The sequence below is a fragment of the Seohaeicola saemankumensis genome (genome assembly GCF_021021435.1).
Classification (GTDB): domain Bacteria; phylum Pseudomonadota; class Alphaproteobacteria; order Rhodobacterales; family Rhodobacteraceae; genus Seohaeicola.
Genome location: NZ_JAINWI010000005.1, coordinates 61,047 through 79,932 on the forward strand (window position 1 = coordinate 61,047; position 18,886 = coordinate 79,932).

Genomic DNA, 18,886 nt, shown 5'->3' on the forward strand with positions numbered 1-18,886 from the left:
AAACCCGCCGCTATTCCAGCGGCGGGGATTTGGCGTTGAAACCGGTCGTCAGACTACGCGGGTTTGGCCATGCCGGACCATGCCTCGCGCAAGCTGCGGATGAATTGCGCGGCCTGCGTCAACCCTGCATCCGACCCTGCTTCGTTGCGGAATGCGCTGATCAGGTGCTGCCTGCAATATTCATAGACCTGAAACAGGGCAGGGGCGATCTCGCCGCCGCGCTCGAAATCAAGGCTGCTTTGCAGCAGGTAGATTGAGGACATCGCCTTGGTCATGGCGGAAGATGACAAAGGCCGTGAAGCCTCAGCAGCGACACTCAGCGTTTCCAGCGCTGCCTGCAGTTCCGTTAGGGCCACCCCGATCACCGCATGGGCATCATCGGGGATATTCTGATCGGCCTGCTCGGCGCGGCGATAAGATTTCTGGGCAAGCTGAAGGCTCATGTCATCCTCTGTTTTTCAGGTGCGGCTCTTGCCGCTTATTCTGAATTAACGGTCGGATGCGAATTTAATTTACATCTGCGTCACAAACTTGGCCCGTCAGGCAATCCCCAGATCACGCGCAAGCACGACAGCATGGGTGCGGTTTTGCGCACCCAATTTGCGGCAGATGGCGGTGACATGCATCTTTACCGTGGGTTCCGCCAGATCAAGTTCGTTGGCGATCTCCTTGTTGGCCTTGCCTTCGGCTAGATAGGTTAGCACTTCCATTTCCTTGTCGCTCAACTGGCCGTTCCGCAGGGCAGGTTGCGGTTGTGACTGCGCGCTGATCAACTCCAGCGGCAGGTAACGCTCGCCCGAGTTGATGAACTGGATCGCATTCGCAAGACTGCGGGCCGGCGTCGTCTTTAGGATGACGCCGGCAGCACCTGCGCCCATGATTTCTTGCAGCATCCGTGGCGTCGGGTTCGACGTGATGATCGCGACGGGGTTGCCCTCATTCAACCGCAATGCGCGTTTGAGTCCGGCAATACCGTTCATGCCAGGCATGTTCAGATCCAGCAACACAACGTCGAACGGGCCTTCCTTCTGGATAACCAGGGCCGCTTCATCGAAGGAATCCGATGTAGTGACATCCATCCCTGCCGAATCTGACAGGAACATGGCAAATACATCAAGGATCATCCGATGGTCATCAGCCAGCAAGACCCGCAAGCGCGCTGGCGAGGCGCTGTTGTTGGACCTGCCATTCTCCAGATCCGCGCGTGCGGTGTCCCGCATTGTGTTGCTCATACGACTGTTCATATTGTGGCTCCTTCCAGCGCAGGACTGACCCGAAAATATGCCGTGACGCCTAAGAAAAAGCACGGACCATCGCCAGTAAGGCGGTCGTCGCCAAACTGGTTAATGGTCTTCATATTATGCAAGGATTTTTGGCAATTTTGTCCGGATGACCGGACTGTTCGGACAATTACCCAATTGCAGTCAATCATTTCTTTACCCAGTACTAAGAGAGTTACTCATACTATTGTCAGCAAATAGTGGCGACATTTTGATCAGTCCACGGTTCGAACGTATGGCATTATTGTCTTTTGATACCTGCCCATCTGAAAGGCAGGTCTATGCGGTCAATTTGAAGCTGTTTCCTTCCGAAAAACCCTTTGAGTCCGTGAGTGTTTACTTTTCAGCGGACTCTTTGTCCGCCATCGACGCTTGCGAGCCACGTGCTTGCGGTGGCTGTCCGACATCACCTGAGCCGTTTGCAAGATCCGGACCGTTCAGACGGCGCACGACCGAGCAGATTGGCAAGTCTTCACCTTCTTGCACTCCGACAGGAAAACCGCGGCAGGGATGTTCTCTAACAATGGAAGTACTCTGTTCACAAACTGCCTAAATTTTACCAGTTGATAAAAAATAGAATCGTGGAATACTGATCCTAACAAGAGACAACAGGAGAGGTTGGGATGACTGGTAAAGCGCTGGCCGAAGGTATTGTGACAGGGCGGCTTGATCCGTCTGCATATGCCGATCACTTTTCAGACCTGCACCCGCCGCTTGACGATCACGAGGCGCTGGTCGCCGCTGATCGTTGCTACTTCTGCCATGATGCGCCTTGCATCACTGCCTGTCCGACCGATATCGACATTCCGCTCTTTATTCGCCAGATCGCAACCGGCACGCCCGAGGCTGCGGCGAAAACCATTTTCGAGCAGAACATCCTCGGAGGGATGTGTGCGCGCGTCTGCCCCACGGAAACCTTGTGCGAGCAGGCCTGCGTGCGCGAGAAAGCCGAAGGCAAGCCTGTCCTGATCGGCCAATTACAGCGCTACGCGACCGATAGGATGATGACCAAGGACATGCATCCGTTCAGCCGCGCCGCAGCCACCGGCAAGCATGTCGCGGTAGTTGGTGCTGGTCCCGCAGGTCTGGCCTGCGCGCACCGCCTTGCGATGTTGGGGCATGATGTCAGCGTATTCGATGCCCGCCCCAAGCCTGGCGGCCTGAACGAATATGGCATTGCCGCCTATAAATCGGTGGATGGTTTCGCCGAGGCCGAGGTGGACTGGCTTTTGAAGATTGGCGGTATCACCATCAAGACCGACGCGGCTTTGGGCCGTGATCTGACCCTGACGGAATTGCAGGCCGACCATGACGCGGTATTCCTCGGTCTGGGTCTTGGCGGCGTCAATGCTCTGGGTGTCACAGGCGACGACAAATCAGGTGTGCTGGATGCGGTCGATTTCATCGCCGATCTACGGCAGGCCGAAGACCTTTCGCAGCTTCCCGTGGGACGCGAAGTTGTAGTCATCGGTGGCGGTATGACGGCGGTGGACGCTGCCGTGCAGGCAAAGCTGCTGGGCGCGCTGAATGTGAGCCTTGTCTATCGTCGGGGACGCGAGCGCATGAATGCCAGTAAGTTCGAGCAGGATCTGGCCGCCTCCAAGGGTGTGCGGATCATCACCAACGCCAGCCCCGTCGCGGTGCATGGCAACGGTGCGGTGCGCGAGATCGAGTTTGAATATACCGATGACGATCTGGCCCCCACGGGGCAGACATTCCGCCTTGCCGCCGATCAGGTGTTCCGCGCTATCGGCCAGACGCTGACAGGCGACGGTTTGCCCGCGACCGAGCGCGGCAAGATCGCTGTGACCGGTGCAGGCCGCACCTCGGTTGCGGGGGTCTGGGCGGGCGGCGATTGCGCGGCCGGCGGCGACGATCTGACCGTGACAGCCGTGGCCGAGGGCCGCGATGCGGCAATGGATATTCATACAACACTGATGGGGTAAAGCCTCACAGCGTCCTACAGGGAGACCAGCAAAATGGCCAATCTCACCACCGAATTCGCAGGGATCAAATCGCCTAACCCCTTCTGGCTGGCATCCGCGCCGCCCACTGACAAGGAATATAACGTCCGCCGCGCGTTCGAGGCCGGTTGGGGTGGGGTCGTGTGGAAAACGCTGGGTGAGGCTGGCCCCCCCGTCGTCAACGTCAACGGCCCGCGCTATGGCGCGATCTGGGGCGCAGACCGCCGCCTTCTGGGTCTCAACAATATCGAACTCATCACCGACCGCCCGCTGGAGGTGAACCTGCAGGAGATCAAATCCGTCAAACGCGATTATCCGGACCGCGCGATGGTCGTGTCACTGATGGTGCCCTGCGTCGAGGAAGCGTGGAAAGCCATCCTGCCCTTGGTCGAGGAAACTGGCGCCGACGGGATCGAGCTGAACTTCGGCTGCCCGCATGGTATGTCAGAGCGCGGCATGGGCAGCGCCGTGGGGCAGGTGCCTGAATATATCGAAATGGTCACCCGCTGGTGCAAACAGAACACCCGCATGCCGGTGATCGTGAAGCTGACGCCTAATATCACCGATATCCGCAAACCCGCCGCCGCAGCGCATGCGGGCGGGGCGGATGCGGTCAGCCTGATCAACACGATCAATTCGATCACCTCGGTCAATCTGGACCTGTTCGCGCCTGAACCCGTGATTGACGGCAAGGGCGCGCATGGCGGCTATTGCGGACCCGCGGTGAAACCCATCGCGCTGAACATGGTGGCCGAGATTGCCCGCTCGCCGGAACTGGCGAACCTGCCCATCAGCGGTATCGGTGGCGTGACCACGTGGCGCGATGCGGCGGAATTCATGGCGCTGGGCGCGGGCAATGTGCAGGTCTGCACGGCGGCCATGACCTATGGTTTCAAGATCGTGCAAGAGATGATCTCGGGCCTCAGCCAGTGGATGGACGAGAAAGAGCTGACAGCCACCTCGCAGATCGTGCGCCGCGCCGTGCCGAACTGCTCGGACTGGCAGCACCTGAACCTGAACTATGTGGCGAAGGCCAAGATCAATCAGGATCTCTGCATCAGCTGCGGCCGTTGCTTTGCCGCCTGCGAGGATACCAGCCATCAGGCCATCGCCATGTCCGAGGATCGCGTCTTTACCGTCAAGGATGACGAATGCGTGGCCTGCAACCTGTGCGTCAATGTCTGCCCCGTGCAGGACTGCATCACGATGGAGGCCATGACGCCGGGCACCGTCGATCCCCGCACCGGCAAAGTGGTCGAGGCGGATTACGCCAACTGGACCACCCACCCCAACAACCCCGGCGCTGTAGCGGCGGAGTAAGTTTCCTCTCCCCGAGGACAACCTGACGCGGTCACCGCACCTCCCCGGTGGCCGCGTTTTTTATTGGGGGGGGGCTTATTTTACCAACTTCAACTCTGGGCGCCGTGGCTCATTGGCCGCGCCCAGTTGAATTGGTGATAGCCGAAATAGAAGAGCTTCAATCTCTTCCAATGGAATCCGGAGGTCTTTAGCAATGTCGTTTTTTGTCATACCCTTAGACCAAAGAGCCGACAGAACTTTTGCCAAGACGGTCGAGACTTCTCGGTCTATCCCATCAGGTTCACCACTTCGGTATCCACGGTTTCCAAGCTCGATCATAAGTGAACGATAATTCCACTCGCTAATGTAACCTAGTGAGTTGAGTCGATACGCTAAGGCCATGGCCGATACTTTCCACCGCTTCTTTGCAACTATGATTTGATTAGCAGAGAAAAGGTGTGCGTAGTCCATCATATCATTTTCTGGCATTAAGAAAGCTGATGCGAAACGGTCGGCTTGGGTCTCTGCTTCCTTATCTGTTCTTGAGTCCGCGTGATGATGCAAAACGAGATGGCCTAGTTCATGGGCAGTGTCGAATATTGACCGCTCAGCAGTCTTCTCTTGATTTAAGAAAATGTAAGGGTGATCCCCACGCCAGAAGGAGTAAGCGTCAACGTTCTTGGTTGCCTCTGATAATGACAAGACGCGCACGCCTTTTGATTCAATTAGTTTGAGCACATTGCCAATAGGCTTGTCTCCAAGTCCCCAGTGCTGACGCAAAAGACGTGCCGCCACGTAAGGACGACGGCGCTCTTTGCTTAGGTCTATGAGGTCTGCGACTGGTAGATTGAACCTGTTATTGATCCACTCATAAAGTTCAATACCCAGCGACCCCGCTGCTTCTGCGGCACGTCGTTCTTTAGCTTTCATACGAGCAAGGCTTCTGAAACTCACAGCGTCGGTATCAAGCCGTTCAGGTGCCTCTCGATAGAAGAACTCCACGGGATAAGATAGCGCACCCGCGAGACGACGAACTGTTGATTCATCGGGTGCATGACCGTTTTCATACTTGGAAAGTGAAACCGCAGACACGCCGACACGCTCTGCTAGATCTTTAGCAGTCAGCATCCGTCTTTCGCGGGCTGTCTTTAAGCGCTCAGAGTTGAACATCATATCTCTTTGAAGGAAACGACTATGTCGAATTCCTCGGTAGGGTTGTTCTCGTCATCTATAAAGGCTTCCCACTCGCTGTCAGGCGAGTAGATATATATGCGTTCATGCCACGCAACGTATTTGCCTTTTTCGATAATCGGGCACGACAGCTCCACACTTCCGTCAAGACCGACCATAGCGTAGTAGGTGCGGATGCCGTCATGGACTCCAGTAAGTGGACCCGGTTCAATACCGGCATGTTCAAATAGTGTCAGGGAGGATAGTGCTTCGGCACCACTTCCCTTCTCAGAGCGGGGCATTGGCGGCATGTGTGCGCAACACTTATCCACGTTTTGAAACGCTATGCGCACGCTGCGATCCTTGCGCACGACAGACTCGACGCCGCAAGCCCTGTCAGTGACATACTCCGCTCCAACTGTTTGTTGGCGAAGTTCGCTGACGCCGTGAATATAGGACAACATGCCAGCCGCATTGAGTGGCATAGAGGGGCTGGCATCTTCCGCATAGGCACGTGCAGTTCTACCTATCGCGCTTATTTGTTCTCGCGTAAGCCCAAAATCGGCGAGGCGGGCTTCCACATCGGCAAGAGTAGAGACGACGACTGTGTTGAATGATGGCAATGCAAGACTCCTTTAAGAATTCTGACATCATATGATGTAGAAATTCTTAAAGGCAAGCAAATAGTGTGTGGTAAAGGCTAAATTGTTCCAACTCCTCCAGCCTCCACAGGCCAACCAATTGAAATCATTGGCCCCGATAAAGGTGCCACAGTGGGACACCCCCCCCCTCAAACCGTCAGCATCCGCCTATACATCGTCTCCAGATAGCCCGCCGCCCCCGGAAATACCCCGCCTTCGGGCATCAGGACGTTCACCTGCGCCTCGAAATCCGCGTAGTGCTGGGTGGTGGCCCAGATCGAGAAGATCAGGTGGCGCGGATCGACGGGGGCGATCCGGCCCGCCTCGGCCCAGTCCGCGATCAGCGTGGCTTTGGCATCCACCAAGGGTTTCAACCGCGCTTCCAGATGCGGGGCCATGCGGGGCGCGCCCTGCAGGATCTCGTTGGCAAAAAGGCGGCTTTCACGCGGATAGGCCTGCGCCATGTCCAGCTTGCGCCGGACATAGGCAAGGATCTCGTCCAGCGGATCACCCTGCGGGTTCAACTGCTCCAGCGGATCAAGCCATGTCTCCATCAGCTTGTTCAGCAGAGTGACATGGATCGCCTCCTTCCCGTCGAAATAATACAGGATGTTGGGCTTGGACAATCCGGCCTCGGTCGCGATCTGGTCAAGTGTAGCCCCGCGAAAACCATGCGTCGAGAACACCTCGAGCGCGGCATCGAGGATCAGCTTGCGATTGCGCGTCTGGATTCGACTGCGTTTGACAGCCGGTGCCGCAGGCGATCCTTTCGGGCCTCTGCCATCTGGTTTCACGGTGTCCTTCATCAGCCCTCACATTGCTGCGAAATTCATCAACGGTGGGCGTCGCGGCAAGCTGCTTGGCCACGCCCTCAAGACAAATCTTGACACAGGTGCCACGGGTTGCAATCGTCAATTTACCATTTGGTAAAAAACAAAGCGGCAGAGTTACCTTTTCGCAAAGAGACAAATCCTTATGGATACAGCTTCTTTGGCAGGTCAAGACCGTGCGATGAATAAATGAATGCGGAGACATATCATGCCAGCCCCCGGAGAAAACCTCAGGATTGACCCAGACCGTCTTTGGGACAGCCTGATGGAGATGGCGAAAATCGGCCCCGGTGTCGCGGGCGGCAACAACCGCCAGACCCTGACCGACGAGGATGCCGAAGGGCGCGCCCTGTTCCAGACATGGTGCGAGGATGCGGGCTGCACGATGGGTCTGGACACGATGGGCAACATGTTCGCGCGGCGCGAGGGGACGGACCCCGACGCGCTGCCGGTCTATGTGGGTTCGCATCTGGATACGCAGCCAACGGGTGGCAAGTATGACGGTGTGCTGGGCGTTTTGGGCGGGCTGGAAGTCCTGCGGACACTGAACGATCTTGGCATTCGCACGCGCCATCCCATCGTTGTTGTGAACTGGACCAACGAGGAGGGCACCCGCTTTGCCCCCGCGATGTTGTCATCAGGGGTTTTCGCAGGTGTGCTGGCAGAGGATTGGGCCAAGGACCGCGTCGATGCCAAGGGCAAGCGGTTTGGCGACGAATTGAAGCGGATCGGCTGGGAAGGCGACGAGCCTGTGGGCCAGCGCAAGATGCATGCCTATTACGAGTTGCATATCGAACAGGGGCCCATTCTGGAAGCCGAGGATAAGGATGTGGGCGTCGTCACTCACGGTCAGGGGCTGCGCTGGGTGCAATGCACGGTCACCGGCAAGGGCCAGCACACCGGATCAACACCCATGCGGATGCGCCGCAACGCAGGCCGCGGCCTCGCGCAGATCACCGAACTGGTGCACGAGATCGCGATGAAGCACCAGCCCGCGGCTGTCGGTGCGATCGGGCATATCGACGTCTATCCCAACAGCCGCAACGTGATCCCCGAAAAGGTGGTCTTCACCGTCGATTTCCGCAGCCATGTTCTGGAAACGCTGGAAGCGATGGTGGCCGAGTTGCACGAGAAAGCGCCCGGTCTCTGCGAAGCGCTGGGATGCGAGCTTGACGCCGAGATCGTGGGGGCCTTCGATCCACCCGCCTTTGACGAGGGATGTGTCACCGCGATCCGCAGTGCTGCGGAGCGTTTGGGCTATAGTCATATGGACGTTATCTCGGGGGCCGGACACGATGCCTGCTGGATCAACCGTGTCGCGCCGACCGCGATGATCATGACACCTTGCGTCGATGGTTTGAGCCATAACGAGGCGGAAGAGATCACCAAGGACTGGGCAAGGGCGGGCTGTGATGTATTGCTGCATGCGGTGGTCGAGACAGCGGGCGTTGACGCCTGAGGCGGCCTGCGGTTTTGGATATTTGAAGCAAGAAGAAGCAGGGGCCGCAGAGCCCCGCATCCTGCGACAGGGAGTATGGAAATGACGAAAGTAATCAAAGGTGGGATGGTCTGCACGGCGGATCGGACTTGGAAAGCAGATGTCCTGATCGAGGGCGAGGTGATCAAGCAGATTGGCGAGGATCTGAAGGGCGACGAATATATCGACGCCGAGGGCGCGTATGTCATCCCTGGCGGGATCGACCCGCACACGCATCTGGAAATGCCTTTCATGGGCACAACGGCCGCCGAGACTTTCGAAAGCGGCACATGGGCGGCGGCGACAGGTGGGACCACGATGATCGTGGATTTCTGCCTGCCTGGTGCCGATGGCAGCATCAAGAACGCGATCAATGAATGGCACCGCAAGAGCGCGCCGCAGATTTGTTCCGATGTCGGCTATCACATGGCGATCACCGGCTGGAACGAGAATGTCTTTTCCGAGATGAAAGACGCGGTTGATATGGGTGTGAACAGCTTCAAGCATTTCATGGCCTATAAAGGCGCGTTGATGATTGAGGATGACGAGATGTTCGCCTCGTTCAAGCGTTGTGCCGAACTTGGCGCGCTGCCGATGGTCCATGCCGAGAATGGCAATCTGGTGGCCGAGATGCAGCAGAAATTCTTTGATCAGGGGATCACCGGCCCCGAGGGGCATGCCTATTCCCGCCCGCCCGAATTCGAGGGCGAGGCCGCGAACCGTGCCATCACCATTGCTGATGCGGCGGGCGTGCCTTTATATATCGTGCACGTGTCTTGCGAGCAGGCGCATGAGGCGATCCGGCGGGCACGGCAGAAGGGGATGCGGGTTTACGGCGAGCCGCTGATCCAGTTCCTGACGCTGGACGAGTCCGAGTATTTCAACAAGGATTGGGACCATGCCGCGCGGCGCGTGATGTCACCGCCTTTCCGCAACAAGGCGCATCAGGACAGTCTTTGGGCGGGTCTTCAGGCCGGATCCTTGCAGGTTGTGGCCACCGATCATGCTGCGTTCAGCACCGCGCAGAAACGCGCGGGGCGCGACGATTTCCGGATCATCCCCAACGGATCGAACGGGCTTGAGGAACGTCTGGCAGTACTTTGGACCGAAGGGGTCGAGACGGGGCGTCTGACACCCAATGAATTCGTGGCGGCCACCAGCACGAATGTGGCGAAGATCCTGAATATCTATCCCAAGAAGGGCGCGATTGTGGAAGGCGCAGATGCCGATATTGTCGTCTGGGATCCGAAGATCAGCAAGACGATCTCGGCCTCGAACCACCATTCGGTGTTGGATTACAACGTTTTCGAGGGGTTCAACGTTAAGGCGCAGGCGCGCTATACCTTAAGCCGTGGCGAAGTGATCTGGGCATGGGGCCAGAACAGCCAACCGCAACCGGGGCGGGGGCGTTTTGTGCCGCGTCCGGCCTTTCCTTCGGCCAACGTGGCGCTGAGCAAGTGGAAGGACGTGACCGCGCCCAAAATGATAAAACGTGATCCGCTGAATATTCCGGCAGGGATCTGACTTTCCCGAGGGCGCATCCAGATTGTTGAGGGATCGGGCTTGATCCGGTAGCCCAAGGCCAGCCAGAGTTCAGGCCAGCAGGAGATAACAGATTTGACTACCGCACCCGTGATCAGCTCCAAGGGCCTTGATCTGACATTCCAGACCGGCGACGGGCCTGTCCATGCGCTAAGAGACATCTCGCTTGATATCGAGAAGGGCGATTTCGTCAGTTTTATCGGGCCATCCGGCTGCGGCAAGACAACATTCCTGCGGGTGATGGCCGATCTGGAGCAGCCGACAGCGGGCGATATCACCGTGAACGGCACTTCGCCCGAGGCGGCCCGAAAGGCGCGGGCCTATGGCTATGTTTTTCAGGCGGCAGGACTCTATCCGTGGCGGACCATCGGCGGCAATATCCGTCTGCCGCTGGAAATCATGGGCTATGACCGCGCCGATCAGGACGCGCGGGTCAGCCGTGTTCTTGAACTGGTGGAACTGGGCGGGTTCGAGAAGAAATATCCGTGGCAATTGTCAGGCGGGATGCAGCAACGCGCCAGCATCGCACGCGCGCTGGCCTTTGATGCCGATATCTTGTTGATGGACGAGCCTTTTGGCGCGCTGGACGAGATTGTGCGCGACCACCTGAACGAACAATTACTGAAACTTTGGGCGCGGACCAACAAGACTATTTGCTTCGTGACCCACTCCATCCCGGAGGCCGTGTATCTGTCGACAAAGATCGTGGTCATGTCGCCACGACCGGGACGGATCACCGATGTGATCGATAGTCCCTTGCCAAAGGAGCGCCCGCTCGAGATCCGCGATAGCCCCGAATTCATCGAAATCGCCCATCGTGTCCGCGACGGGCTGCGCGCGGGGCATGCTTATGACGTGTGACAGCGCTTTGGGTAAAGAACCGGAAAGGGCGCAGGAATGAGAAACGCGCTGCCGGTTCTGACGGTTCTCTTGGCCATCGTGGCAATCTGGTATGCTGCTGTCGCCCCGATGAATATCCGTGTGGCGCTGGATCAGGCGCAGCGCACTGGCGCTGTGCTGGAGCCGGTAACCGCGCTGGAGCGGCAGGAGGTTTCGGTCTGGATGCTGATGGCCCGCAATGCCGAACATCTGAGCACGACCTATGCGATGGACCGCCCCCGTCTGCCGACGCCTGTGCAAGTGGGAACGGAACTTTGGAATACCACGGGGGATATGGTGCTGAACGGTCGCGGCATGTCGAAACGTTCACTGGTCTATCACGGCTGGATCACGCTGCAATCGACACTTTGGGGCTTTGCCTTGGGCACGACACTGGGCATTCTTGGCGCCGTTGCGATCGTCTATTCGCGCGTGGTGGATATGAGCCTGATGCCTTGGGCGATCATCAGCCAGACGGTGCCCATCGTGGCGCTGGCCCCGATGATTATTGTCGTAGCCTCGCAGTTGGGTATTCAAGACCGGATCGTGCCAAAGGCAATAATCTCGGCCTATCTGTGTTATTTTCCGGTGCTTGTCGGTATGGTCAAGGGCCTAAGGTCGCCGGCACATGCGCAGCTTGATCTGCTCAAGACCTATAACGCGTCGGGGTTTCAGGCCTTTCTCAAGCTGCGCCTGCCCTCGTCGGTGCCCTATCTGTTCACCTCTCTCAAGGTGGGGATTGCTGCAGCACTGGTGGGCACCATCGTGGGTGAATTGCCGACAGGGGCGATCAGCGGCCTGGGCGCGCGCATCTTGATCGGTGACCAGTTCGGCACACCGCTTGCGATCTGGGCGGCACTTTTGGCGGCAGCCATTCTTGCGGGTCTGCTGGTAACGTTGCTGGACGTAACCCAGAAGATCACCCTGCGCCGGATGGGAATGTCAGGATGAGTTGGCTTGTCTTTGCCCTTCTCTTCTGGATCGGCGCCTGGGCGTTGAACGCCGCGCTTGCGAACTCGGCCTACAGCGGCACCCGCCCTGTGCGGATATTCGTGCCGGTGCTGTTCGGTGTGACCCTGCTGGTGTTGTGGGAAGGGTTGGTGCGCGGGCTTGGCGTATCGCCCGTGATCCTGCCTGCGCCCTCGGTTGTGGCACAGACCTTCGCGCGTTCTACCGGTATCCTGTGGGAGGATTTCCGCCAGACCGTTCTCAAAGGTGCGCTGAGCGGCTTTGCTATTGGCAGCATGGCAGCTTTTGTCGCTGCGATTTTGATCGACCGCTCTGCCTTTCTGACGCGGGGTCTGTTGCCGGTCGGGAATTTTGTGGCGGCCCTGCCAATCGTCGGGATTGCCCCGATCCTTGTCAGTTGGTTCGGCTTTGACTGGCAGTCCAAATCCGCTGTTGTCGTGGTCATGGTGTTCTTCCCGATCCTTGTGAATACGGTGCAGGGCCTGCGCGAGACGGATACGATGCAGCGTGATCTGATGCGAACCTATGCGGCGGGCTATGCCCAGACATTGCTGAAGCTGCGCCTTCCGGCAGCGATGCCGTTCGTTTTCAACGGGTTGAAAATTGCCACGACTCTGGCGTTGATCGGAGCTATCGTTGCGGAATATTTCGGCTCTCCCACGCGCGGGATGGGATTTCGTATTTCAACCGGTGTCGGCAGTCTTTCGATTGATCTGGTCTGGGCCGAGATTATCGTGGCCGCCATCGCGGGCACCACGTTTTATGGTATCGTTGTGACGATAGAGAAGGCGGTTACCTTCTGGCATCCGTCCCAACGCAAGTGAACAAGCAGTCAACAAGAAGCCATTGAGGCCGAGTCAAAAAGACATTCAACAAGGAGTATGAAAACATGAAGAAAATGATGACTGGCGCGACGCTTGTCGCGGGAATGATCGCAGCTCCCGCATGGGCGGCGGATGATGTGACCTTGCAGTTGAAGTGGGTCACGCAGGCCCAGTTTGCGGGCTATTATGTGGCCCTCGACAAGGGGTTCTATGAAGAAGAAGACCTGAACGTGACTGTCTTGCCGGGTGGTCCGGACATCGCGCCGACGCAGGTGATTGCGGGCGGCGGTGCCGATGTGATGGTCGACTGGATGCCGGCGGCACTCGCCGCGCGGGAGAAGGGGCTGCCGCTGGTCAACATCGCGCAGCCGTTCAAATCGTCCGGCATGATGCTGACGTGTTGGAAAGATACCGGGATCGCCACGCCGGAGGACCTTAAGAACCGCACGCTGGGCGTCTGGTTCTTTGGCAATGAATTCCCATTCATGAGCTGGATGAGCCAGATGGGGATTTCTACCGATGGCAAAAGCGAGAACGGTGTCGAAGTGCTGAAACAAGGCTTCAACGTTGATCCGCTGATCCAGCGTCAGGCCGACTGCATTTCGACAATGACGTATAACGAATACTGGCAGGTCATTGATGCAGGCGTGACACCGGAAGAACTGGTGACCTTCAAATACGAGGATCAGGGCGTCGCGACCCTTGAAGACGGTCTGTATGTTCTGGAAGAGAGCCTTGAAGATCCTGCATTTGTCGACAAGATGGCCCGCTTCGTGCGCGCGTCGATGAAGGGTTGGAAATACGCCGAGGAAAATCCTGATGAAGCGGCAATGATCGTTCTGGACAATGATCAGACCGGCGCGCAAACCGAAAGCCATCAAAAGCGTATGATGGGCGAGGTCGCCAAGCTGACGGCCGGTTCCAATGGCGCGCTGGACCCTGCCGATTACGAGCGGACGGTCGCGACCTTGCTGGCTGCTGGCGAAGAGCCGGTGATCACGAAGGAACCCGAAGGTGCATGGACCCATGTGATCAGCGATGCTGCGCTGAACTGATCCGTAAATCTTGATCTAAGATTCGGAAGGGCCAGTCTGCAGGACTGGCCCTTTTGGTTGTCCGGGATGAAACCGAGCCTAATCTTGTCCTTGACACTTCCTGCTTGACAGGTGCCGCTTGTCCTCGCAAAGTCAACCAAGCGGTCGGTTTTGATGTAAGCGCTCCAGCGTGGCGCGATAGCCAAAGAACTGCTTGGCCAACTGTCCGAAATACGATACTAGATGCAAGTAGTGCATAACTATAAGCATACGTCCTAATAGCGGGAACCTTTGGGAGGAGGGCTCATGAGACAGATGATCGTCGCAGCCCGGCCTGAGGGATGGATATGAAGTTTTACGGCTATTACCGCAGTTCGACATCCTACCGTTGCCGTATTGCGTTGAATCTCAAGGGGGTTGGCTACGAATTCGAGTCAGTCCATCTAAAGCAGGGCGCACAGAAATCACCTGAATTCGCGCGGATCAATCCGCAGAAACTACTGCCGGTCCTGATCACGGATGACGGGGCAGATCTGACACAATCATTGGCGATTCTTGAATGGCTGGATGAAACCTATCCGGACCCCGCCCTTTTGCCGACTGATCCGCTGCAACGCGCGCGCGTCCGCGCCTTCGCACAGGTGATCGCCTGCGAGATTCACCCGCTACAAAACCTGCGCGTGCTGGGCTATCTGGCTGATGAATTCGGGGCAAATGCGGAGGTCACCAAGAAATGGCTGACCCGCTGGCAACTGGAAGGACTGGAATCCTGCGAGAATCTGTTGGCGCGACGAGATAAACAGACCGCATACTGTTTTGGCGACACACCGGGGTTGGCCGACATTTGCCTCGTCCCGCAAGTTTTTTCCGCAGCACGCTTTGGCGTGGATATCAGCCACCTAAAGCGTGTCACGGAAATTCACGCGCGCTGCGAGGAGCTGCCGGCTTTCGCCGACGCGCATCCGGCCCGTCAACCGGATTTCGAACCCTGAGGAGGGGGAGGCCGGCTAACCAAGACCCGATCCCGGAAAAAAGCCGGGACCTTACGTGCAACATCCTTTGGGAGGATCAAGACATGACAATTCTGAAAATGGCTCTGCGTAGCTTTGCTTCCGCCGCTGTTCTGGCGGGGATGGGGGTTGCTGCTCACGCGCAGGAAGTAACATTGAAGCTGCACCAGTTCCTGCCCGCACAAGCCAATGTGCCCAAGCTGGTTCTGGATGTTTGGGCCGACAAGGTCGAAGCCGACAGCGATGGTCGCATCAAGATCGAGCGTTATCCCTCGATGCAGTTGGGCGGCACGCCACCCGAATTGATCAACCAGGTGATTGATGGCGTAGCTGATATCATCTGGACCGTTGCTGGCTACACCCCCGGCCGTTTCCCGCAGGCCGAGGTGTTTGAACTGCCTTTCATGATGACCAATGCCGAGGCCACAAGCCGCGCCTATTGGGAATTCGCAGAAGCCAATATGCTGGACACCGAATACAAAGACTTCAAAACACTGGCTGTCTGGGTCCATGGCCCGGGACTGATCCATTCCAAGGACCCGATCACAACGGTTTCCGACCTGAATGGTGTCAAGCTGCGCGCGCCGACACGCACGACAACATCCATGTTTGCGGCATTGGGCGCGACGCCGATCGGTATGCCGGTGCCTGCTATTCCGGAATCCCTGTCCAAAGGCGTGATCGATGCAGCGGTGATCCCTTGGGAAGTGACTGCTTCGCTGAAAGTGGCCGAACTCGTGAACAACCACACGGGTTTCGGCGACGAGTCCCTCTACACCACCTCGTTCATCTTCGCGATGAACAAGGAAAAGTACGAAAGCCTGCCGGATGATCTGAAAGCGGTAATCGACGACAATTCAGGTCTGGAATTCTCGGCCCTTGCCGGCAAGACCATGGCTGGCGCGGACGAGCCGTCGATGCAGCTTGCGAAAGACCGTGGCAACAACATCATCACACTGACACCCGAGCAGGTGGCCGAGTGGAAAGAAGCCGCGGCTGGCGTCGAAGCATCATGGATCGAGGATATGAACAAAGCCGGATATGACGGTCAGGCTGTTGTGGATCAGGCCAAAGCCCTGATCGCCAAGCACAGCAACTGATTCAAATCGGTCTGCCGCCCCCGTGACGCTTGCGCTACGGGGGCGGAACCGCTGTTTGAAATGGCAACTGAAGGAGCCTCGTCCCGATGCACGGATTTATGAATGGTCTGGCCAGATTCATGGCAGTGGTGGGCGGGCTTGTCCTGACTGCGCTGATCCTGCTGATCTGCATCTCGGTTCTGGGGCGGGCAATCAACACGCTGCTGCATTCCGGCCCTGTTGTGGCGGTGCTTGGTGATTTCGCAAATACCCTTCTGGCAACCGGTGTGGGGCCGATCCTTGGCGACTTCGAACTGGTCGAGGCGGGTGTCGCTTTCGCGATCTTTGCGTTTATTCCCTTCTGTCAGGTCACCGCTGGTCACGCGACTGTGGATATCTTCACCTCTGGTTTGTCAGTTCGCGTCAACCGGTTGATCCAGATGGTCGTTGATATCGTTTTTGCAGCGGTGCTGATCCTCATCGCGCTCCAGCTCTACGAGGGCATGCTGTCCAAGATGCAGTATCGTGAAACAACATTTCTGATCCAGTTTCCTGTCTGGTGGTCCTACGCCGCCAGTCTGGTGGCAGCCATTGTCGCTGCTGTTGTCGGCGTCTATGTCGCCTTTGTCAGGCTGGCTGAGTTTTTCGGAAACCGCACTATCATGTCCGTCGGAGGGGCAGATCATTGACCAATCTTGAACTTGGGATAGCGTCCTTTCCAGCCCTGCTGATCCTGATCTTTTTGCGTTTACCGATTGGTCTGGCCATGTTTCTTGTGGGGCTGTTCGGCCTCTTTTTCGTGACAGGCAGTTTCAATATGGGTTTTGCACGGCTCAAGTCCGAAACCTATTCGACTTTCTCCAGCTACTCGCTGTCCATCATCCCGATGTTCCTGTTGATGGGCCACTTCGCCACGCTGGGCGGCATGTCGCAATCGCTGTTCAAAGCCGCCGAAAGCTGGCTTGGGCATCGCAAGGGGGGTGTTGCCATGTCGGCCGTCGGGGCCTGCGCCGGTTTTGGCGCGATTTGCGGATCGTCGCTGGCGACCGCTGCCACGATGAGCCAGGTCGCCTTGCCGGAACTCAAGCGCTATGGCTATTCGGGCGGCTTTTCCACCGCCACGCTGGCGGCAGGCGGCACACTTGGCATCCTGATCCCACCCTCGGTCATTCTGGTGATCTATGCGATCCTGACCGAACAGAATATCGCCAAGCTGTTCCTGTCGGCCTTCATTCCCGGAATTCTGGCGGCCATGGGCTATATGATCACCATCGCGATCTACGCCCGCCTGCATCCGGACGAGGCGGGCACCCCACGCGAGCGTATGCCCTATGGCCAAAGGCTGCGGGCGTTGGGCGAAGTCTGGCCCGTGCTGACCGTTTTCGTCGTCGTCGTCGGCGGCATCTATCTTGGTGTGTTCACACCGACTGAAGGGGCCGCAGTGGGGGCGCTGGGCACAGGGCTGATCGCCTTTGCCAATGGCGGGTTGAACCGGCACAGCTTGGTGGAAAGCTTCATGGCTACGGCGCGGTCAACCGCGATGATCTTTTTCATCGTGTTGGGGGCTGCGTTCTACAACGGCTTTCTGGCGCTGTCGCAGGTGCCGCAGGAGTTGTCGAACTACGTGGTCGGCCTTGGCCTTAGCCCGTGGATGGTGCTGACGATGGTGCTGCTGCTGTATCTTGTCTTCGGCGCGGTGATGGACAGTCTTTCGATGATCCTGCTGACGATTCCGATCTTCTTTCCGATCGTCGTCGCGCTGGATTTCGGCATGACCACCGAAGAGGTTGCAATCTGGTTCGGTATTCTTGTGCTGATCGTCGTCGAGGTCGGATTGATCACGCCGCCGGTCGGGATGAACCTGTTCGTCATCAACTCGATGGACCGGTTGACCCCGATGATCGAGACCTACAAATCGGTGATGTATTTCGTTGCATCTGATATCATCCGCGTCATCATTCTGGTGCTCTTCCCCGGTATCACCTTGTTTGCCTTGCGGATGATGTACTGAATTGACGTCCGGTCCCGTCTTTATCGGCGGGATCGGACTCGACACTTAAGAAAAGTCGTGACCAGATAGTTATGACACATAGCCAAAGGCGGACCAGATGAGCCAATCCACGATGCAGACACTCAAACTCGAGATTGACGGGCCTGTCGCCACTCTGACCATGAACCGTCCCGACAAACGCAACGCGATGAACGACCAGCTTCTGTCAGAACTGGATGTGTTCTTCACCAAGCCTCCCGAGAACGTCAAAGTCGTGATCCTGAGCGGCACCGAGGGGCATTTCTGCTCGGGTCTGGACCTGAGCGAGCATGTCGCGCGCGACGCGGAAGGCACATTGCGCCATTCGCGTGGCTGGCATGCTGTGATGGACAAGATCCAGTTCTCCGGCCTGCCTGTAGTCTCGGCCATGTTCGGCGCGGTGATCGGGGGCGGTCTCGAACTGGCAACCGCAACGCATGTGCGGATCGCCGAACCGTCGGTGATTTTCCAACTGCCCGAAGGGAGGCGCGGTATATATGTCGGCGGCGGTGCTTCTGTCAGGGTTGGCCGTATTCTCGGGGCTGACCGGATGATCGAGATGATGCTGACCGGACGCAAATACAATGCAGACGAAGGGCTGCGCCTTGGTTTGTGTCACTATGCTGTGGGCCCCGGTCAGGCGATGGACATGGCGCGAGATCTGGCAGGCAAGATCGCCAGCAATGCGGGCCTGTCCAACTATATCATGATCCACGCCCTTGCCCGGATCGAGGATATGTCCAAGGCCGACGGCCTGTTCACCGAAAGCCTGTGCGCGGCATTGACCCAGACCAGCCCTGATGCGCAGGAGGGGCTGAAGGCCTTCCTGCAAAAGCGCAGCCCCGAGTTCAGGTAACGA

Annotated in this window: 18 protein-coding genes; 13 read left to right on the forward strand and 5 right to left on the reverse strand. The window is 57.7% G+C overall.

Annotation, left to right across the window (positions count from 1 at the left end):
* Window positions 1-53: 53 nt before the first annotated feature.
* Together fliS and K7H22_RS03860 are read right to left on the reverse strand one after the other, a co-directional pair.
* On the reverse strand, window positions 54-443 hold the full coding sequence (gene fliS / locus K7H22_RS03855) for a flagellar export chaperone FliS (protein WP_230799423.1): 390 nt from the start codon (window positions 441-443) through the stop codon (window positions 54-56).
* A gap of 96 nt (window positions 444-539) precedes the next feature.
* Complete coding sequence (locus K7H22_RS03860) at window positions 540-1,244, reverse strand: response regulator transcription factor (RefSeq protein WP_330165829.1); 705 nt, start codon at window positions 1,242-1,244, stop codon at window positions 540-542.
* Between the two features lie 659 nt (window positions 1,245-1,903).
* On the opposite strand from K7H22_RS03860, the gene K7H22_RS03865 reads away from it, so the two are divergent.
* Both K7H22_RS03865 and preA read left to right on the forward strand, forming a co-directional pair.
* Window positions 1,904-3,226: an NAD(P)-dependent oxidoreductase gene (locus K7H22_RS03865; RefSeq protein ID WP_230799424.1), complete on the forward strand. Its 1,323-nt coding sequence runs from the start codon at window positions 1,904-1,906 to the stop codon at window positions 3,224-3,226.
* A gap of 33 nt (window positions 3,227-3,259) precedes the next feature.
* On the forward strand, window positions 3,260-4,564 hold the full coding sequence (gene preA, locus K7H22_RS03870; protein ID WP_230799425.1) for an NAD-dependent dihydropyrimidine dehydrogenase subunit PreA: 1,305 nt from the start codon (window positions 3,260-3,262) through the stop codon (window positions 4,562-4,564).
* A gap of 75 nt (window positions 4,565-4,639) precedes the next feature.
* Here preA and K7H22_RS03875 read toward each other — a convergent pair whose 3' ends face one another.
* From K7H22_RS03875 to K7H22_RS03885, 3 genes are all read right to left on the reverse strand, one after another.
* Complete coding sequence (locus tag K7H22_RS03875; RefSeq protein ID WP_230799426.1) at window positions 4,640-5,713, reverse strand: helix-turn-helix domain-containing protein; 1,074 nt, start codon at window positions 5,711-5,713, stop codon at window positions 4,640-4,642.
* The gene (locus K7H22_RS03880; RefSeq protein ID WP_230799427.1) at window positions 5,713-6,336 is read right to left on the reverse strand and encodes a hypothetical protein; all 624 of its coding nucleotides are present in this window, start codon (window positions 6,334-6,336) and stop codon (window positions 5,713-5,715) included. The genes K7H22_RS03875 and K7H22_RS03880 overlap by 1 nt, the downstream gene beginning before the upstream one ends.
* A gap of 167 nt (window positions 6,337-6,503) precedes the next feature.
* A complete protein-coding gene (locus tag K7H22_RS03885; RefSeq protein WP_230799428.1) occupies window positions 6,504-7,160 on the reverse strand; it encodes a TetR family transcriptional regulator C-terminal domain-containing protein in 657 nt (218 codons plus the stop codon).
* A 232-nt stretch (window positions 7,161-7,392) separates the two neighbouring features.
* Here K7H22_RS03885 and K7H22_RS03890 point away from each other — a divergent pair, with 232 nt between their 5' ends.
* The 11 genes from K7H22_RS03890 to K7H22_RS03940 all read left to right on the forward strand — a co-directional run bounded on the left by K7H22_RS03890 (window position 7,393) and on the right by K7H22_RS03940 (window position 18,883).
* Window positions 7,393-8,643 (forward strand): Zn-dependent hydrolase, encoded by a 1,251-nt coding sequence (locus K7H22_RS03890; protein ID WP_230799429.1) that lies wholly within the window; start codon window positions 7,393-7,395, stop codon window positions 8,641-8,643.
* A gap of 81 nt (window positions 8,644-8,724) precedes the next feature.
* Window positions 8,725-10,185: a dihydropyrimidinase gene (gene hydA / locus K7H22_RS03895; RefSeq protein ID WP_230799430.1), complete on the forward strand. Its 1,461-nt coding sequence runs from the start codon at window positions 8,725-8,727 to the stop codon at window positions 10,183-10,185.
* 93 nt (window positions 10,186-10,278) lie between these two features.
* The gene (locus tag K7H22_RS03900; protein WP_230799431.1) at window positions 10,279-11,064 is read left to right on the forward strand and encodes an ABC transporter ATP-binding protein; all 786 of its coding nucleotides are present in this window, start codon (window positions 10,279-10,281) and stop codon (window positions 11,062-11,064) included.
* Between the two features lie 36 nt (window positions 11,065-11,100).
* Window positions 11,101-12,033, forward strand: coding sequence for an ABC transporter permease (locus K7H22_RS03905; RefSeq protein WP_230799432.1), 933 nt, complete (start codon window positions 11,101-11,103; stop codon window positions 12,031-12,033).
* Window positions 12,030-12,875, forward strand: coding sequence for an ABC transporter permease (locus tag K7H22_RS03910; protein WP_230799433.1), 846 nt, complete (start codon window positions 12,030-12,032; stop codon window positions 12,873-12,875). The genes K7H22_RS03905 and K7H22_RS03910 overlap by 4 nt, the downstream gene beginning before the upstream one ends.
* Window positions 12,876-12,940: 65 nt before the next feature.
* Window positions 12,941-13,930, forward strand: a complete 990-nt coding sequence (locus tag K7H22_RS03915) for an ABC transporter substrate-binding protein (protein ID WP_230799434.1) — start codon at window positions 12,941-12,943, stop codon at window positions 13,928-13,930.
* Window positions 13,931-14,250: 320 nt separating this feature from the next.
* Window positions 14,251-14,901, forward strand: coding sequence for a maleylacetoacetate isomerase (gene maiA / locus K7H22_RS03920; protein WP_230799435.1), 651 nt, complete (start codon window positions 14,251-14,253; stop codon window positions 14,899-14,901).
* An 83-nt stretch (window positions 14,902-14,984) separates the two neighbouring features.
* A complete protein-coding gene (locus K7H22_RS03925; RefSeq protein ID WP_230799436.1) occupies window positions 14,985-16,019 on the forward strand; it encodes a TRAP transporter substrate-binding protein in 1,035 nt (344 codons plus the stop codon).
* A gap of 86 nt (window positions 16,020-16,105) precedes the next feature.
* Window positions 16,106-16,687 carry a TRAP transporter small permease gene (locus K7H22_RS03930; protein WP_230799437.1) on the forward strand — a complete coding sequence of 194 codons (582 nt, stop codon included), beginning with the start codon at window positions 16,106-16,108 and terminating at the stop codon, window positions 16,685-16,687.
* Window positions 16,684-18,009, forward strand: a complete 1,326-nt coding sequence (locus tag K7H22_RS03935) for a TRAP transporter large permease (RefSeq protein WP_230799438.1) — start codon at window positions 16,684-16,686, stop codon at window positions 18,007-18,009. The genes K7H22_RS03930 and K7H22_RS03935 overlap by 4 nt, the downstream gene beginning before the upstream one ends.
* A gap of 97 nt (window positions 18,010-18,106) precedes the next feature.
* The gene (locus K7H22_RS03940) at window positions 18,107-18,883 is read left to right on the forward strand and encodes a crotonase/enoyl-CoA hydratase family protein (protein WP_230799439.1); all 777 of its coding nucleotides are present in this window, start codon (window positions 18,107-18,109) and stop codon (window positions 18,881-18,883) included.
* Window positions 18,884-18,886 lie beyond the last annotated feature (3 nt).

What these genes read in the sequence shown, in the direction of transcription:
- fliS (WP_230799423.1), bottom strand. Translation starts at nt 443, where the DNA reads ATGAGCCTTCAGCTTGCCCAGAAATCTTATCGCCGCGCCGAGCAGGCC.
- K7H22_RS03860 (WP_330165829.1), bottom strand. Translation starts at nt 1,244, where the DNA reads ATGAACAGTCGTATGAGCAACACAATGCGGGACACCGCACGCGCGGAT.
- K7H22_RS03865 (WP_230799424.1), top strand. Translation starts at nt 1,904, where the DNA reads ATGACTGGTAAAGCGCTGGCCGAAGGTATTGTGACAGGGCGGCTTGAT.
- preA (WP_230799425.1), top strand. Translation starts at nt 3,260, where the DNA reads ATGGCCAATCTCACCACCGAATTCGCAGGGATCAAATCGCCTAACCCC.
- K7H22_RS03875 (WP_230799426.1), bottom strand. Translation starts at nt 5,713, where the DNA reads ATGTTCAACTCTGAGCGCTTAAAGACAGCCCGCGAAAGACGGATGCTG.
- K7H22_RS03885 (WP_230799428.1), bottom strand. Translation starts at nt 7,160, where the DNA reads ATGAAGGACACCGTGAAACCAGATGGCAGAGGCCCGAAAGGATCGCCT.
- K7H22_RS03890 (WP_230799429.1), top strand. Translation starts at nt 7,393, where the DNA reads ATGCCAGCCCCCGGAGAAAACCTCAGGATTGACCCAGACCGTCTTTGG.
- hydA (WP_230799430.1), top strand. Translation starts at nt 8,725, where the DNA reads ATGACGAAAGTAATCAAAGGTGGGATGGTCTGCACGGCGGATCGGACT.
- K7H22_RS03905 (WP_230799432.1), top strand. Translation starts at nt 11,101, where the DNA reads ATGAGAAACGCGCTGCCGGTTCTGACGGTTCTCTTGGCCATCGTGGCA.
- K7H22_RS03910 (WP_230799433.1), top strand. Translation starts at nt 12,030, where the DNA reads ATGAGTTGGCTTGTCTTTGCCCTTCTCTTCTGGATCGGCGCCTGGGCG.
- K7H22_RS03915 (WP_230799434.1), top strand. Translation starts at nt 12,941, where the DNA reads ATGAAGAAAATGATGACTGGCGCGACGCTTGTCGCGGGAATGATCGCA.
- maiA (WP_230799435.1), top strand. Translation starts at nt 14,251, where the DNA reads ATGGATATGAAGTTTTACGGCTATTACCGCAGTTCGACATCCTACCGT.
- K7H22_RS03925 (WP_230799436.1), top strand. Translation starts at nt 14,985, where the DNA reads ATGACAATTCTGAAAATGGCTCTGCGTAGCTTTGCTTCCGCCGCTGTT.
- K7H22_RS03930 (WP_230799437.1), top strand. Translation starts at nt 16,106, where the DNA reads ATGCACGGATTTATGAATGGTCTGGCCAGATTCATGGCAGTGGTGGGC.
- K7H22_RS03940 (WP_230799439.1), top strand. Translation starts at nt 18,107, where the DNA reads ATGAGCCAATCCACGATGCAGACACTCAAACTCGAGATTGACGGGCCT.